Raw genomic sequence first — 14,272 nt, 5'->3', positions numbered from 1 at the left:
CGACATCTTAAACTCGAAACTCCATTCAATTTCAAAGCACTGGAACCCATTCAGGCCACGGCCTGTTCGGTGGACCGGACCGGAAGGAACGCCCGTGACGACGATCATTGCTGAACATAAGTCCCTGCCCGATTCCACCGTTGTAGAGCTGGCCCGTGCGGGCGCTCGCGACCCTGTGGTCTGTTTCTCTCACCTGCGTTGGGACTTCGTCTTCCAGCGACCGCAGCATCTGATGACGCGTTTCGCCCAGTCGCGTACCGTCATCTATTTCGAGGAACCCCTGCCCGACGACGGCGACGTGGCGTGGATCCAGACGCGCGTCTGTCCGATGAGCGGCGTGATCATCGCGACTCCGCGTCTGCCGCTCGGCCTCCCCGAGGGCGAAAAGGCCCCGACGCTGAAGTCGCTGCTGGACGGCCTGCTGGCCGAACAGTCCGTGGTTCACCCGGTGCTCTGGTACTATACGCCGATGATGCTGCCGCTCTCGCGGCATCTGCAGGCGGCGGCGGTCATCTATGACTGCATGGACGAGTTGGCCAACTTCCGCTTCGCGCCGCCCGAACTGCGCCCACTGGAACAGGAGCTGATCGCCACGGCCGACGTGGTCTTCACCGGTGGTTACAGCCTCTACGAGGCCAAGGGGCATCTGCACGCCAACATCCACCCCTTCCCGTCGAGTGTAGACCGGGCGCACTTCGCAAAGGCTCGCGCGATTGCGACAGACACCACGCCGACGCTCGGCTTCTACGGCGTAATCGACGAGCGGATGGACCTCGAAATGATCGCCGCCGTCGCCGACGCGAGGCCGGACTGGACGATCGTCATGGTCGGTCCCGTGGTGAAGATCTCGGAGGACGAGCTGCCCCGCCGGGCCAATATCGAGTATCTGGGCGCACGGTCCTACGATCAACTGCCCGCCGAGCTCGGTCGCTGGCACGTCGCCCTGATGCCGTTCGCAATTAACGATTCGACCCAGTTCATCAGCCCGACCAAGACCCCGGAATATCTCGCCGGTGGCCGCCCGGTGGTCTCCACCCCGATCCGGGACGTCGTGCGCCATTACGGCGCGCTGGAAGCGGTCGCCATCGCGGCCGATGCCGAGGCCTTCGTCGAAGCCTGCGACGCCGCCCTATGCCTCGCTGCCGATCCGACCGGCTCTTGGCTGGCGGACGCAGATGCTGCGCTCGCCGACCTGTCGTGGGATCGGACCCAGATCCGCATGAACACTCTGGTGGATCGCGCCGCGAACGCCCGTAAGACCGCCGTGCCGTCGCGAAGGCCGCGTGGCGCCCGGATGACCCACTATGACGCCCTGGTGGTCGGAGCCGGGTTCGCCGGCGCCGTTCTGGCCGAACGGCTGGCATCGGATGCCGGCCTCTCGGTGCTGGTCGTCGATCGCCGTCCTCACATCGGCGGGAACGCCTACGACCGACTGGACGACGCCGGCGTGCTGATCCATGAATATGGACCGCACATCTTCCATACGAACTCGGCCGACGTGTTCGCCTATCTGTCTCGGTTCACCCGCTGGCGGCCCTATGAACACCGGGTGCTGGCCGAGGTCGGCGACAAGCTGGTGCCGATGCCGATCAACCGCACGACGCTCAACCAGTTGTACGATCTGGATTTACAGACCGATGAGGCCGCCGCTGAGTTCCTGGCCGCCCGCGCCGAGCCTGTCGAAAAAGTGCGGACCAGCGAGGACGTCGTCGTCTCGGCCGTGGGCCGCGAGCTCTACGAAACCTTCTTCCAAGGCTATACCCGCAAGCAGTGGGGACTCGACCCGTCCGAGCTCGACAAGTCGGTCACCTCGCGCGTGCCGACGCGGACCAACACCGACGACCGCTATTTCACCGACACCTTCCAGGCCATGCCGCTGGAGGGCTACACCAGGATGTTCGCGCGGATGCTTGATCACGAGAACATCCGCGTCGAGACCGGCGTCGACTATCGTGACATCGTCGACGAGATCACCTTCGACCAGCTGATCTACACCGGTCCGATCGACGAGTTCTTCGACCACTGCCACGGGCCCCTGCCCTACCGCTCGCTGCGCTTCCAGCACGAGACCCTGGACCAGGAGCAGTTCCAGTCGGTGGCGACGGTCAACTCCCCGGACGAGGCGACGCTCTATACCCGGGTCACCGAATACAAACACCTGACCGGTCAGGTTCATCCGAAGACCAGCGTCACTTTCGAGTACCCGACGGCCGAGGGCGACCCCTACTACCCGATCCCCAGGCCGGAGAACCAGGCGCTGTTCAAGCAGTACGAGGCCCTGGCGGCTGGTCGCACCGACGTTGTGTTCGCCGGGCGACTGGCGACCTACCGTTACTACAATATGGACCAGGTCGTGGGTCAGGCGCTGGCGACCTATCGCAAGATGGCCCGTGTCGTTCCTGCCGTTTCGAAAGGGCTCGAAAACGGCGCCGTGGCGGCCACCCTCTAGGGGCTGCCAAGCCGTCGAACCGAGCAAGGAAAAGCCCGCCGCGTGTCTCGCGGCGGGCTTTTCAATGTCAGCGTCGAAGCTATCGAGCGGTGGTGAGACCCTCATACCGGTCGCGCGCCTTGACCGGATCATAGAGGATCTCGGTCTGCCGGGGTGGTGCAATCACGTAGTACATGGTGATGGGCGCGAAGGTGGTGCGTTCGCGCTGCCAAAGGGCCACGCCGTCGACGCCCTCGAGCCGCGTCCAGGTTCCGTCTTCGTTCGGATGAGAGGGGACAGCGGCCATCGGTGCATTCTTTCTTTGGAGGTCAGCAACAAACGCGCCTGGCGCCGATACGACCCTGTTCCACGCCATTGAAAGTCAAAATGGCCTTGGGGGCCTCTGAACTGTTCGAGCATCAGCGTGGCGAGACCTGGGTTGGGCCCGGCGACGCGGACGGTCTACATAAGCTTCCTGTTGCGCGTGAACATGGCGCGATCCTGACCCGCCCCAGTAAAACACCGATCACCAGGTCAGCGATCCTGCGGCCCGTCGGATGAACCGGGTTTGCGGCATTTCGCGAAACGTAACCGCCACTTCCCGGACTGACAGCACTATCGTTGGACTGCCGGCAGCAAGCTGCGAGCCGTCATTATTTTAGACGCCCATTCCGGCCCATAAGGCTGGTCCGTGGCCGCAGCGATCGGTTTTCAACAGATGGAGATGTGCATCCGCCTGCTGGCCGCCTGAAGCCGTTGTTACTGCGAGCCAGTTGAGATCAGGGCCACCGAAGGCGCAGCAGGTCGCATGCTGCGTTGCAAGAGAGACGGCCTTCAGCGAGGAACCGTCCCGCCCAAAGGCCCGGAGCGTTCCGTCTCCGTACTGGCTGGACCAGAGGACGCCGGCGCTGTCGACACACGCGCCGTCGGGCCGGCTTAGGCTCCCGGCAGTCTGAAACGGACTCTCGAGTTGGAAGACCTGCGCCGTCCGTGGGTAAGGAGTCCGCCAGATCGATCCCAACCGGCTGTCAGAGACGTAGGCGGTGCTTGTCCCAACATCGAAAGCCAAACCATTGACCGCTGAAAGACCTGAAGCAAGACGCGTGAGCGCCCCGGAGGCCTCCAGCCGGAAGACGCTTGCAGGAGGTCCGTCGGCCGCAGTCGACAACTCCCCGACGACGAACCGCCCCCACGGATCCACCTTCCCATCGTTCAACCTGAGGCCCGAGGCCATGTCAGGGGCCGCCACGAACACATGGTGGCCCTCCAGGGGCCGGAACAATCCGATTTCGCGCGCGGCCGCGACGAGCAGCCATTCCGGATCTTTGGTCAGGGCGAGTGAATAGACCGGGCGACCGGTCGGGTAGCGCGTAACCTCGCGGGTTGACCAGTCAAGGCGCAGGACGACGGCCTGGCGGGTATCCGTCCACCAGAAACTGTTGCATCTCGAATCCCAAACGATGCTTTCGCCAAGGGCATTGTCAACCTTAACGACCTCCACCGGGCCTGTAATCATTCGACGGCTGCAGTCCAGGCGGCGACCAACGCCTGCGCGCGGGCCGAAACGACCGAAGGGCTATCGCCTGGGCGATAGAGCGTGGCCCCTATTCCCACACCTGCGGCTCCTGCCGATCGCCACCCGGCAAGCCGGGACACATCGATTCCGCCGACAGCATAGACGGGCGTGAAGGCAGGCAAGACAGCGCTCAGAGCCTTGAACCCGGATACACCCACGACATCGGCCGGATAGAGCTTCAACCCCGAGGCTCCGGCCGACAGCGCCTGGAAGGCCTCCGTCGGCGTCATTATACCCGGAAGCGATACGGCTCCGAGATCGCGCGCGCGTGCAATCACGGCGGCGTCGCAGTTGGGGGAGATGATCAGGCGCGCGCCCGCATCATGGGCGGACGTTACGGCCTGGGGTGTAAGGACGGTGCCGACACCGACGAGCATCCGTCCCGCCATGCGATCGGCAAGCCTTGCTATACTGGCCAGCGGATCAGGCGAGTTCAACGGAACCTCTGCCGCGCGAAACCCAGCCTCGAACAGGGCGTCGGCAATGCCGTCGATCTCGGGAGCCGTGATCCCTCGCAGGATGGCGATCAGCGGCGGCAAATCGTACGGGTCTATGGTCATCGGTGGCTCCAGATCCGGGACAGGCCGCGGACGGCTGCGACCGAGGCGGGGACGCAGCGGGACAGGTTCAGCCCTGCCTCGGACAGGGCTGCGGAATAAAGTGCGGCCATCGGGCCGTCCGCAACCAGTACGAGCGGTCGTTCGCCGAACGCGGCTCTCGCCGCACTGATCTCGGCGCCGATCAGCAGGCCGGATAGCCGCGAGGCAGCGTCGGCAGGCTGCATCCCGTCGAGGTGTGCGACGCGGATCGAGAACAGCTGCTGGATTAGGGCCGGCGTAGCCAGGGCGTCGCTGACGCCTGAACGGAACGCGGCTCCGGGTTGCGCGCGGGCCTCGCCGAGGGACTGGGACAACACCGAGTGCCGGGCCAGAAGACCAAAGGCTTCGCCGGTCATGAAGGTGGCGAAATCCTCCAGGCCGGAGGGCCCGGCCAGGATCCATTTGGAATGGGTTCCGGGACACAGGGCGACCTCGCCCGGGAGTATGTCAGCGCCGATTGCAAGGGTCTCCTCGCCGCGCATCACGTCGATGAGCCGTCCCGCCGCGCCCCGTTTGGCTAGACCCGGAACGACCGTCACACTGCGGCGCGAGGGCGCGCGGACGAGGCCGGCGACCAAGCGGCCCAGACCTGACGGCAGGTCGACGTAAGGGGCTTCAACCCAGCCGTGGCGCGCACCGATCATGCCGCAGGCAAGGATCGGTGCGTCGGTGGGCCAGCCCTCTATCAGGCCGGACAACCTCGCCTCGAAGCCGACGCCCGGCAACTGGGCCACGAGGGCGTCACGCTCATCCGCCACAGCGCCCTGCGCGTCGAGACGCCAACCCCGGAGGTGGGTGCTGCCCCAGTCGACGGCGATCACGGTCGGGCCCGAGGCCGGTTGGGTTCGCGGCTCCCACAAAAGAAAACGCCCGGGCAAGATGCCCGGGCGAGTATCCGAAGGGCCGGGAAAGCGCTGCGGTGAGACATCGGCGCCAAGGACCTCAGAACCTGGCGCTCAGGGTGGCCTTGAAGATCCGCCCGTAGATCACATTGGTCCGCAGCGCCTCAGGCACGGCGTCGAAGGTCCGCTGCTGGCTGTTCATCAGATTATTGCCTTCCACGGTCAGGGAGACTGCATCTGTGAAATCGTAGCGGAAGGTCGCCGAAAGATCCTTGTAGGTGTCGTTGAACACGCCTGTGTTCGCCACGGACAAAGCGACCAGATATTCGTCGCGCCAGTTGTAGGCGAGGCGGAAACTGACCGGCCCCTGTTCATAGTAGCCGACCAGGTTGATGTTGTTCTTCGAAAGTCCCGGGAACGTGAGCGTCCGGCCAGTGATGTCGGCGATCGGCGTCTCGGAGTCGATGAACGAGTAGGTCGCAACGACCCCGAAGCCGTCGAGCGCCGGGAGGATGGTCGACAGCGGAAGCTGGCCGAGCAATTCGAGGCCCTGGATGGTGGCTCCGTCGCCATTGACCTTTCGGTTGATCAGATAGTTGGTCCCGGCATAGCTCTCGGCACTCTGTCGCTGGACGATGAAGCTGGAGACATCCTTGTAGAACAGGCCTGCCGACATCATGGCTTCGGGCGCGAAATACCACTCGAGCGACAGGTCAGCCTGGGTCGCTGCGAACGGGTCAAGGTCAGGCGAGCCGCCGGAGCCCGTTCCCGGCGTCGTCTGAACCCCGGCGACAAAAACAGCGTTGTTGGCAAGCGTGACGCCGTTGTTCAGATCCTCTGTGTTGGGGAAGGCGACAACGCGGGCGGCGCCAGCTCTCAGCAACCAGTTTTCGCCCAGTTCCAGCTTGGCCACTGCTGACGGGAGGAACTCCTCGTCCGTCCGTTCGAAGCGTGCGGCAGTCGCCGCGCCCGTACCGCTGAGAACGTTGCCGATTGAGGTCAGCTCTCGACGAACATAGCGCAGCCCGAGGTTTCCAGAGAGTGGCGCAGATCCCAACGCGCCATCGAAATTCACCTTGCCGTAGCCATCGGTGAACTGTTCCTCAATGCTGAAGTTGCCGGCGATCGAGTTCACGGTCGTCGCAGGGTTCAGGCACTGGCTGTTCTGCGAAACAGAGGCGAAGCTGGTGAACGCTCCGCAGCCTGTTAGCGTCCCTTCCGACGCAACCAGGAAGCGACGAGGCAGACCGGCGAACTCGCCATCCATAAAATCTGCATTGTTTCGCGCGTTCACAAACGAACTCAGTTGGCTGGCCACGATGCCGCCGACGGGCCTGATGTCCGCACGCAATGGATTCTGGGTTGAATCGAGGCGATTGATTCTCAGTCCAGCCTGCAGTGACGAGAGAAAGCCGTTGTCGACATCCAGGGTCCAGTCCGTGCGCGCCGCCAGGGTTTCTGTTTCAGCCCGGAAAAGCTGGTCAAACAGGATCGTAAACCGCAGTTGGGCCGGATCCGTCAGATCGATGCCACCGATGGTGAAGCTACCATAATCGCCATCCGTGAAGTCGAAGTTGATCGTTGGTGTGATCGTGGCGATCGGCTGCAGGCGGAAATACAGCTGGCGGAACTCGGATTGCGAAATCCCGTAAGAAATCTCTGCCGAGCCTGACAGTGAATCGCTTATATCGAAGCTTCCGCGCACGGCCGAGGACCAGACTTCCGAGCTGACATCGGCGAACTCGGTGTTCGAGAGCACAGCGCCGGCCGCGCGACCTGAGAGCAGGATGTCGTTGCTGGAATAGGTCGCGTTCGTCAGCCCACCGGTCGGCGTGAAGGAAAGCCAGTACCGGTCACGATCGGACTCTAGTTTCGTATAGAAGGTGTCGACCGTGAATTCCACGCCGTCGCGCGGCCGCCATTGGGCCACCGCGCTGAAGCCCAGCTTCTGGCGCTGTTCCTCGATCTCCTGCGCCCGCACATCGGCGTTACCGAAACGGATGCGTGACGGGGTGACCGTCGTGTCGGTGTAGCGAGCATAGCCCGAGAAGGTATCCAGCCCCTGCTGCGAAATGGCCCGATCAGAGTAGGACGCGGTCAGGAGCAGGCCGAGCGTGTCTTCGGCGAAAGTGTCCGAGATCAGGCCGAACAGCTCGTAACCTGTGCCCTCCGCAAGCTGGTCGTAGCTGACCCCAGCACTCAGGGCGACCTGCGTGCCTCCGGAAGCCAGCGGCAGCCGTGTCCGAATGTCGACGATGCCGCCGAGGGCCCCGGCAATCTGGTCGGCTCCGGCCAGTTTGGTCACTTCCAGCCGGGCGATCAGCTCGGAGGGAACAAGACCCAACAAGCCGTAGGTTGAACCCCCCAGTTGGTCCAGTCCGTTGCCGCCGCGCCCGGTTGCATCCACAATCTGACGGCCGTTGTAGAGGATGACGTTTTCACGCAATCCCCGAACCGAGATATCGGTACCCTCGCCGATGCCGCGCTCGACCTGAACGCCAGACACGCGGGCGAGGGACTCTGCGACGTTGGTATCGGGAAGCTTGCCGATATCGTCGGCGACGATCGCGTCTACGAACTGGTCACTCGAACGCTTGATGTCGCGTGCCGCCTGCAGACTCTGCCGGATGCCGGTGACGATGATCTCATCGACCTGCGCAGCCTCTTGCGCGTCCTGTGCCGGAGCAGCCGCATCCTGAGCCAACGCGGCATCCGCGACGACCAGTGCAAGCGCGGCCCCGCACACCCCTGCGAACAGAGTTCCCCTCATCTCATCCTCCCTTGCGCCGTTTCGGTCAGCGAGCGTTTCACCCGCAGCCCACGGCTTGGAGCGGAAGATTGTTGCAACAATAGCGACAAGTCAAGCTGTGCAAGCGGCGTCAGGGCGAGTCGAACGCCTCGATCCTGGCGGCGGCATGACGAAGGGCTTCGACGATTTCCGGCACCGCCGCTTCGGGTATCCAGCCGTAAACACCAATCGCGCTATGGGTTGGCGTTCCCACGGGGACCGCGACCGTATGCTGGTCCGTGTCCTCCCTGACACGAACCCGCGCGAACCCGCGCTCCCGGGTCAAATGTATCTCTGAGAGCAACATTTCGACGCTCGCGAAGTGGGGAATCTCATGTCCCTCGTAGGTCTCGCGAACGTGGGCATCGTCCAACTGGGCCAGCAGCGCCATGCCGATCCCGCCCGTGGAAGCCGGATAGAGACCGATACGCCCCAGTGCGTCCGAAGTTTGAACTCCGGGAGGGGCATGATACAGATAGCTTACGCTGTCGCGCCACAGCACGCCCATGGCCACGGTATGGCCGAAGCGCCGCAACTCCTCCAGCGCGGGCACGGCACGGCGCACGAGGCCTGAAGCAAACAGGGCTTGGGCGGCCAGAACATGCATTCCGGGTCCGCCTGTGTATTTCCGGTTCGCTGTCTGGCGCGCGATCCCGAGGTAGGCCAGCGTCTTGAGCAATCGATTGACTCGTGTGGGCTCGAATCCCAGCCTTCGGGCCAGCTCACGGCACCCGATTGGCTCAGGAGAGGTGGCAAGCGCCTGGAGCGTGATGATCCCGTCGATCAGGCTCTGGTTCGGTTGGGCGTTCGGACGACTGCGCATGACGCCTAGGTCGGCCAATGACCGCGCGGTGTCTAGAGGGGCTCCAACGCCGCGATCAGGCGATCCGTGGGTTCGAGACCCAACCCGGGACCCTGATTGACGATAAACTCTCCAAGGACGCACTGCGGCGCACCGGTCCAGAGATCGGCCACAGCGTCTACAATCGAATGCTGGTACTCATGCATCTCCACCCCCTGAAGCGCCGCAGAGGCCTGCAGGCTGGCGCTCAGGAAGACTCCGGCGCCGATCGTGGCGTGAGGGATGACCGGGGTGTGAAAACTCTCGGCCAACCTCGAGATTCGCATGAATTGGGTCACGCCCGTATGCCCCATCTCTGGCTGTACGACGCTGACGGCTCCCGCCTGCAATCGTGGCTTCGCATCATGAACCGTGCGCCACTCCTCGCCACCGGCGATGGGGGTTCGCGTCTGGCGTGCAGTCCAGGCCCAGCCTTCGATGTCCTCGGTCTTGCAGGGAGCCTCCGCGAAGATAAGGCCAATCGGCTCGAGGCGCTGGAGCAGGGCGGAAGCCTGCCCGCGGTCGAACATCCAGTGGAGATCAACCATCAGTCCGACGTCGGGCCCGAGGGCCTCGCGCAAGGCCCGCGCCTCGGCCTCGATCCCGTCATGACTGACGACCCCGGCGAACTTGATGGCCCGGCATCCGCCAGCGACCAGGTCTCGCGCCAGGCTGACGCGTTCCGCCAGCGTCGCGCGCGGCAGGCCCGAGGCATAGGCAGGCACCCGGTCGCGCCTCGCGCCGCCCAGAAGTTTGTGCAGAGGCAGGCCCGTCATTCGTCCGCGCAGGTCCCAGAGCGCGATATCCAGTGCGGCGATAGCATCGAGATAATAGCCGCCGATATAGCCCCGTACCCGCATGAGATCGTAGAGGTCCTCCCAGAGCACCTCGACATCATGGGGGTCCCGGTCGATCACGCCGGGTGCGATGACTTCACGGATCAATTCTGCAATCACCCGGGGCGCGATCAGACCATAGGTCTCCCCCCAGCCGACGGCTCCGTCATGGGTCGTTACGCGCAATACGACAGACCGGTCCTCGACCGGGTAGATCGTCCTGTTCGCACCCCTGACGATGTACCCTCGAGGATCGACCCGATCGCCCGGACCCAACGGGCCGAGGTAGGGGGTGTCACGCGCTCGGCGGACCAGAAATGGCTCCAGCCTGGCGATCCCCTTTCGCAGGCTCATCCGACCGCTGCTGTCGCTTGAGGCTCGCGAACGACATGACCCAGCCGGGCCAGCCACGCCTTCATTTCCTCACGGTCATGTAGGTCAAGTGAAGGCCCCGGGGCCCGGGTGAACTCGCTGCAGATGACACCGCGCATCGCGAGGACAGCCTTGGTCAATCTCCACCGGTAAACGGATTGCATCATCAGGATGGGCATCATCCTTTCGTAGTAGCCCCGAGCGGCGGATATGTCGCCCGCATGGAAGGCCGCCACGAGAGCGACGTGGGTGTCAGCAAGTTCGGAAGCCGGCATGGTGCCAACCGCGCCCCGCGTCAGTTCGTCAATGATGTGGCGGCCGCCAGCCCCGCCGAAAACCCCCGCCAAACCGGGCGCCAACGTCAGAAGCTGACTGATGCGCGGGCCACAGGGAACGGTTTCTTCCTTGAGGTGGGTCACCGCTGGCGCTTTGCGGAGGATGTCGACGAGGGCCTCGACATCGAGTCCGAGCCCCATCGGCCGCGGGGCATTCTGGAGCAGGATATCGAGGGGGGCGGCCTCGGCCAGTGCGGTGTAAAAGTCGACCAGGCCCTGCAAGTCACCATCCAGTCGGTGGGGGGTCATCACCATGGCGGCCGATGCCCCGGCAGCGATGCCCGCTCTGGCGAGCGACACGGTCTCGTCGGTCGATATCGAGCCCGCCCCGACGATGAATGTCGTCCGTCCGCGAGCGACTGATCCAATGGCCTTGATCAGGCTCAATCGTTCGTCGAGCGTCAGATGATCGTACTCGCTGGCCAGACCGGGAAACACCACGCCATCCACCCCGGCATCCAGCGTGAACTCCAGCACGTCCAACGTCGAGCGCGTATCGACCTCGCCCGCTCCGTCAAAGATGGTCGGCAAAACCGGAAATACACCGCGCAAGACGCCAGACATCCTCGACCTCAGTTCTTCAGCGCAAAAACGCTGCTAATGTAGCAATGCTTCCTTGCGTTCTGTTGCCGCCGTGTCAAGTTGCCATGCACTATTAAGACGGAAATCGGGCGGAAGACCCGAGTTGGCTTGCGCCGGACGTTGCTGATGCCGGTACATTTTTGACGGGGAGGTCGCAGGGTCATGGAAACCGAGACGCAGTCATCGGACAAGGCGCACGGAGGCGACCGGCTGCGCTGGTGGATCCTCGGTCTCCTGTTTTTCTCGACGGTGCTCAACTACGTCGATCGGCAGACCTTGTCGCTGCTTGCGACGACGGTCCAGGCCGATCTGAAGATGTCGGATATGGACTATGCCGGCGTCGTCCAAGGTTTTCTGATCGCCTACACCCTGGCCTATCTCGTCGTCGGCCGGCTGACCGACCGGTTGGGTTCAAAGATCAGTCTGGCGCTGTTTGTAGGCTGGTGGTCCATCGCCAACATGGCGACCGGCTTCGTGACCAATATGTCCCAGCTCTGGGCCGCGAGGTTTGCCCTCGGTCTGGGCGAGGCCGGCAACTATACGGCGGCCCCCAAGGCTGTCTCGGAATGGTTCGCACCCAAGGAGAGGGCTATAGGCGTTGGAGTTTATACAGCCGGCGCAATGGTCGGCGCCACGATCTCGCCCCCGCTGATCGGATGGCTGGCGCTCGCGCACGGCTGGCGTGCAGCGTTTGTGGTTACGGGGGCCCTGGGCTTCGTGTGGCTTGCGGCGTGGCTCGCAATTTATCGACGGTCTCCACCGGCTCCACCCGAAGCCTCCGAAGCCGCGCCGTCAGAACTTCAAGTCTGGAAACTGGTCGTTTCGGACCGGCGCGTTTGGGCCCTTGTGGGCGCGCGGTTCCTGACCGATCCAGTCTGGTATTTCTACCTTTTCTGGTTTCCAAAATACCTGTCGGACGATCGCGGCATGGGCCTGTTGCTCATCGCTCAACTGGCGTGGATCGTCTATCTGGCTGCCGACGCGGGCAGTCTGACAGGGGGCTTTGCGTCTGGACGCCTGATCAAGCGCGGCTGGGCTCCAGACCGGGCTCGCATGGCTGTCATGGCCGGAGCGGCGCTGATAGCGCCCCTCGGCGCCTTCATTTCGCTAAGCCCAGCCATCGGCATCACTCTGGGGCTCGCGGGAGTCGTCGCGTTCTGCCATCTGGTCTGGCAAGTCAACCTGACATCGCTGGTCGTGGATCAACAGCCCCAGCCGCGTGTTGCGACGGCGTTCGGTCTGATTGCGGCCGGCAGCGGGCTGGGCGGCATGCTGTCGACGGGACTTGTCGGTCGCCTCGTCTCGGTGGCGGATTACCATATCCTCTTCTTGGTCATGGCCTGCCTTTACCCCTTGGGACTGGCCCTGGCCGCAACAGCCGTCATCCCGCGTCGTGGAGACGCTGTCGCACATGTCTGACGAAATCATCCTTGGCCTCGAGTGGGGTCTCGCTGCTCTTCGGGCCCACTGGATCGCCCCGGACGGCCACCGTCTTGCAACGATCGGCGAGACGTTTGCTCTCGATCCCCGGGATCGACCAACTGCCGAGGTCAGGCTCAAAAGCGTTCTTGATCGTGGCCCCGTTCCCGTTCGTACGGGTGTGCTCTGCGGGATGGGCGCCGCAATTTTTGAGGGTGACGCGCCCTGGCTCCGCACAATTTGTCCCGCGACGCCGGAACAGCTTGGTACCGATCTGGTCTTCCAGAGCTTCGCGGGCGTCGACCTCGGGGTCAGCCGTGGGTTGAGGTGCTTATCCCTGTTTGGTGATCCGGACGTCCTGCGTGGAGAGGAGGCCGCCGCGCTCGGCCTCATCGATCGCCAGTCAGGCCCCGGCGTTCTCCTCAGTGTGCCAGGGCGCCACGGCAAATGGATCGTCTGCGATGCGGGTGTCATACAGAGCTTCCATACCGCGATGACCGTCGAACTCCGCCAGTTGCTGGCCCAGCACAGTATTGTCGGACGGGGCTGGACGCCCGACGGACGAGTTGGGCCGGCGTTTTTCGGGGGCCTCGAGCGAGGCCTCGCCGGCCACGGCCTTCCCCGGGCCGCGTTCGTATTGCGCAGCGCAGTCGTGGCCGGAGATCTGACTGCGGCGGAGGCGGGAGACGCGGCGTGGGGGCTGCTAATCGGGGCCGACCTTGGCGATGCCCTGCCGAAACTGCGTCAAGCGCTTGGCGACGTGCTGGTCACTGTGGCCGGAACCCCGTCGGTCGCCGCCCTCTACAGAGCGGCCTTGATGCACCTCCAGGTCGCCGTCAGCATCGCTGATGCCGATGATCTGGCAGCCCGCGGCCTGCGTCGCCTCTGGACCGAAGCCCGCCGACATCAGGTTCAGGCCGCATGACCGTCACCGGTTCAAAGGTCGCTGTCGTCAGCGGCGGCGCCGGCGGCATCGGTCGGGCGATTTGCCGGTCGCTCCAGCGCGAGGGCTATCTGGTCGCCTCGCTGGACCGCCAGCCTTCGGAGAACGCGGACCTGGACGTGCTGGTCGATCTGGCGGACACGAGGTCGGTGGAGGCCTCGCTGGAGCGGGTGAAACGCACACTTGGACCCGTTTCGGCTCTTGTTCATGCCGCGGCGGCTACGGAGCACGCAACCACGCTCGACTCATCGCCGGAAGCCTTTGTCCGGGTCTATGACGTCAACGTTGGCGGAGCCGTCCGGCTCACGCAAGGATTGGCCGCCGATCTCATCGCAGCCCGTGGCGCCATCGTTTTCATCACCTCGATAAACGCGGCGTTCGGCGCTGCGGGCCTGTCCGCCTACGCCGCCTCGAAGGGCGGGCTGGAGACCCTGTGCAGGACGCTGTCGATGGAACTCGCCCCAGCGGGCGTCCGGGTCAACGCGGTAGCACCCGCCTCGATCGACACCCCGATGCTGCAGCAATCGTTCGATCTGAAAGCCGATCCCGCAGCCGCGAGGCAAGCCAACATCGCCCGCCACCCCCTAGGGCGCCTCGGGACGCCGGACGACGTTGCAGAACTGGTGCTATTTCTCGTGTCCGGTCGCAGTGCTTGGATCACCGGTGCCGTCTTTGGCGTTGACGGCGGAGCATCGAACGCCCGGCGTTGAT

Annotated in this window: 12 protein-coding genes; 4 read left to right on the top strand and 8 right to left on the bottom strand. The window is 64.2% G+C overall.

The features are described from left to right. Window positions 1-94: 94 nt before the first annotated feature. Window positions 95-2,449 (top strand): UDP-galactopyranose mutase, encoded by a 2,355-nt coding sequence (gene glf / locus RMO01_RS17450; RefSeq protein ID WP_309630338.1) that lies wholly within the window; start codon window positions 95-97, stop codon window positions 2,447-2,449. Between the two features lie 79 nt (window positions 2,450-2,528). Here glf and RMO01_RS17445 read toward each other — a convergent pair whose 3' ends face one another. From RMO01_RS17445 to RMO01_RS17410, 8 genes are all read right to left on the bottom strand, one after another. After that, window positions 2,529-2,735, bottom strand: a complete 207-nt coding sequence (locus RMO01_RS17445; protein WP_309630337.1) for a hypothetical protein — start codon at window positions 2,733-2,735, stop codon at window positions 2,529-2,531. 351 nt (window positions 2,736-3,086) lie between these two features. Continuing rightward, on the bottom strand, window positions 3,087-3,944 hold the full coding sequence (locus tag RMO01_RS17440) for an SMP-30/gluconolactonase/LRE family protein (protein ID WP_309630336.1): 858 nt from the start codon (window positions 3,942-3,944) through the stop codon (window positions 3,087-3,089). Further along, window positions 3,941-4,564: a 2-dehydro-3-deoxy-6-phosphogalactonate aldolase gene (locus tag RMO01_RS17435; RefSeq protein ID WP_309630335.1), complete on the bottom strand. Its 624-nt coding sequence runs from the start codon at window positions 4,562-4,564 to the stop codon at window positions 3,941-3,943. The genes RMO01_RS17440 and RMO01_RS17435 overlap by 4 nt, the downstream gene beginning before the upstream one ends. After that, window positions 4,561-5,424 (bottom strand): 2-dehydro-3-deoxygalactonokinase, encoded by an 864-nt coding sequence (locus RMO01_RS17430; RefSeq protein ID WP_309630334.1) that lies wholly within the window; start codon window positions 5,422-5,424, stop codon window positions 4,561-4,563. The genes RMO01_RS17435 and RMO01_RS17430 overlap by 4 nt, the downstream gene beginning before the upstream one ends. Window positions 5,425-5,545: 121 nt before the next feature. After that, entirely contained in the window at window positions 5,546-8,215 is a 2,670-nt protein-coding gene (locus RMO01_RS17425; protein WP_309630333.1) for a TonB-dependent receptor, read from the bottom strand. 109 nt (window positions 8,216-8,324) lie between these two features. After that, window positions 8,325-9,056: a helix-turn-helix domain-containing protein gene (locus RMO01_RS17420; RefSeq protein ID WP_309630332.1), complete on the bottom strand. Its 732-nt coding sequence runs from the start codon at window positions 9,054-9,056 to the stop codon at window positions 8,325-8,327. 32 nt (window positions 9,057-9,088) lie between these two features. Then, window positions 9,089-10,264 (bottom strand): mandelate racemase/muconate lactonizing enzyme family protein, encoded by a 1,176-nt coding sequence (locus RMO01_RS17415; protein ID WP_309630331.1) that lies wholly within the window; start codon window positions 10,262-10,264, stop codon window positions 9,089-9,091. Then, window positions 10,261-11,181 (bottom strand): dihydrodipicolinate synthase family protein, encoded by a 921-nt coding sequence (locus tag RMO01_RS17410; RefSeq protein WP_309630330.1) that lies wholly within the window; start codon window positions 11,179-11,181, stop codon window positions 10,261-10,263. Before RMO01_RS17410 ends, RMO01_RS17415 begins: the two co-directional genes overlap by 4 nt. 180 nt (window positions 11,182-11,361) lie before the next feature. Here RMO01_RS17410 and RMO01_RS17405 point away from each other — a divergent pair, with 180 nt between their 5' ends. From RMO01_RS17405 to RMO01_RS17395, 3 genes are read left to right on the top strand one after another with little or no spacing between them, the layout of a single operon-like run. Then, the gene (locus RMO01_RS17405; protein WP_309630329.1) at window positions 11,362-12,618 is read left to right on the top strand and encodes an MFS transporter; all 1,257 of its coding nucleotides are present in this window, start codon (window positions 11,362-11,364) and stop codon (window positions 12,616-12,618) included. Then, window positions 12,611-13,543, top strand: a complete 933-nt coding sequence (locus tag RMO01_RS17400) for a 2-dehydro-3-deoxygalactonokinase (RefSeq protein ID WP_309630328.1) — start codon at window positions 12,611-12,613, stop codon at window positions 13,541-13,543. The genes RMO01_RS17405 and RMO01_RS17400 overlap by 8 nt, the downstream gene beginning before the upstream one ends. Continuing rightward, window positions 13,540-14,271, top strand: a complete 732-nt coding sequence (locus RMO01_RS17395; protein WP_309630327.1) for an SDR family oxidoreductase — start codon at window positions 13,540-13,542, stop codon at window positions 14,269-14,271. Before RMO01_RS17400 ends, RMO01_RS17395 begins: the two co-directional genes overlap by 4 nt. Window position 14,272 lies beyond the last annotated feature (1 nt).

The sequence above is a fragment of the Brevundimonas sp. genome (genome assembly GCF_031412435.1).
In the GTDB taxonomy this organism is placed as follows: domain Bacteria; phylum Pseudomonadota; class Alphaproteobacteria; order Caulobacterales; family Caulobacteraceae; genus Brevundimonas.
This window is presented reverse-complemented; position numbering and strand designations above follow the sequence as displayed.

What these genes read in the sequence shown, in the direction of transcription:
- RMO01_RS17400 (WP_309630328.1), top strand. Translation starts at nt 12,611, where the DNA reads ATGTCTGACGAAATCATCCTTGGCCTCGAGTGGGGTCTCGCTGCTCTT.
- RMO01_RS17420 (WP_309630332.1), bottom strand. Translation starts at nt 9,056, where the DNA reads ATGCGCAGTCGTCCGAACGCCCAACCGAACCAGAGCCTGATCGACGGG.
- RMO01_RS17445 (WP_309630337.1), bottom strand. Translation starts at nt 2,735, where the DNA reads ATGGCCGCTGTCCCCTCTCATCCGAACGAAGACGGAACCTGGACGCGG.
- RMO01_RS17405 (WP_309630329.1), top strand. Translation starts at nt 11,362, where the DNA reads ATGGAAACCGAGACGCAGTCATCGGACAAGGCGCACGGAGGCGACCGG.
- RMO01_RS17415 (WP_309630331.1), bottom strand. Translation starts at nt 10,264, where the DNA reads ATGAGCCTGCGAAAGGGGATCGCCAGGCTGGAGCCATTTCTGGTCCGC.
- RMO01_RS17425 (WP_309630333.1), bottom strand. Translation starts at nt 8,215, where the DNA reads ATGAGGGGAACTCTGTTCGCAGGGGTGTGCGGGGCCGCGCTTGCACTG.
- RMO01_RS17395 (WP_309630327.1), top strand. Translation starts at nt 13,540, where the DNA reads ATGACCGTCACCGGTTCAAAGGTCGCTGTCGTCAGCGGCGGCGCCGGC.
- RMO01_RS17435 (WP_309630335.1), bottom strand. Translation starts at nt 4,564, where the DNA reads ATGACCATAGACCCGTACGATTTGCCGCCGCTGATCGCCATCCTGCGA.
- RMO01_RS17410 (WP_309630330.1), bottom strand. Translation starts at nt 11,181, where the DNA reads ATGTCTGGCGTCTTGCGCGGTGTATTTCCGGTTTTGCCGACCATCTTT.
- RMO01_RS17440 (WP_309630336.1), bottom strand. Translation starts at nt 3,944, where the DNA reads ATGATTACAGGCCCGGTGGAGGTCGTTAAGGTTGACAATGCCCTTGGC.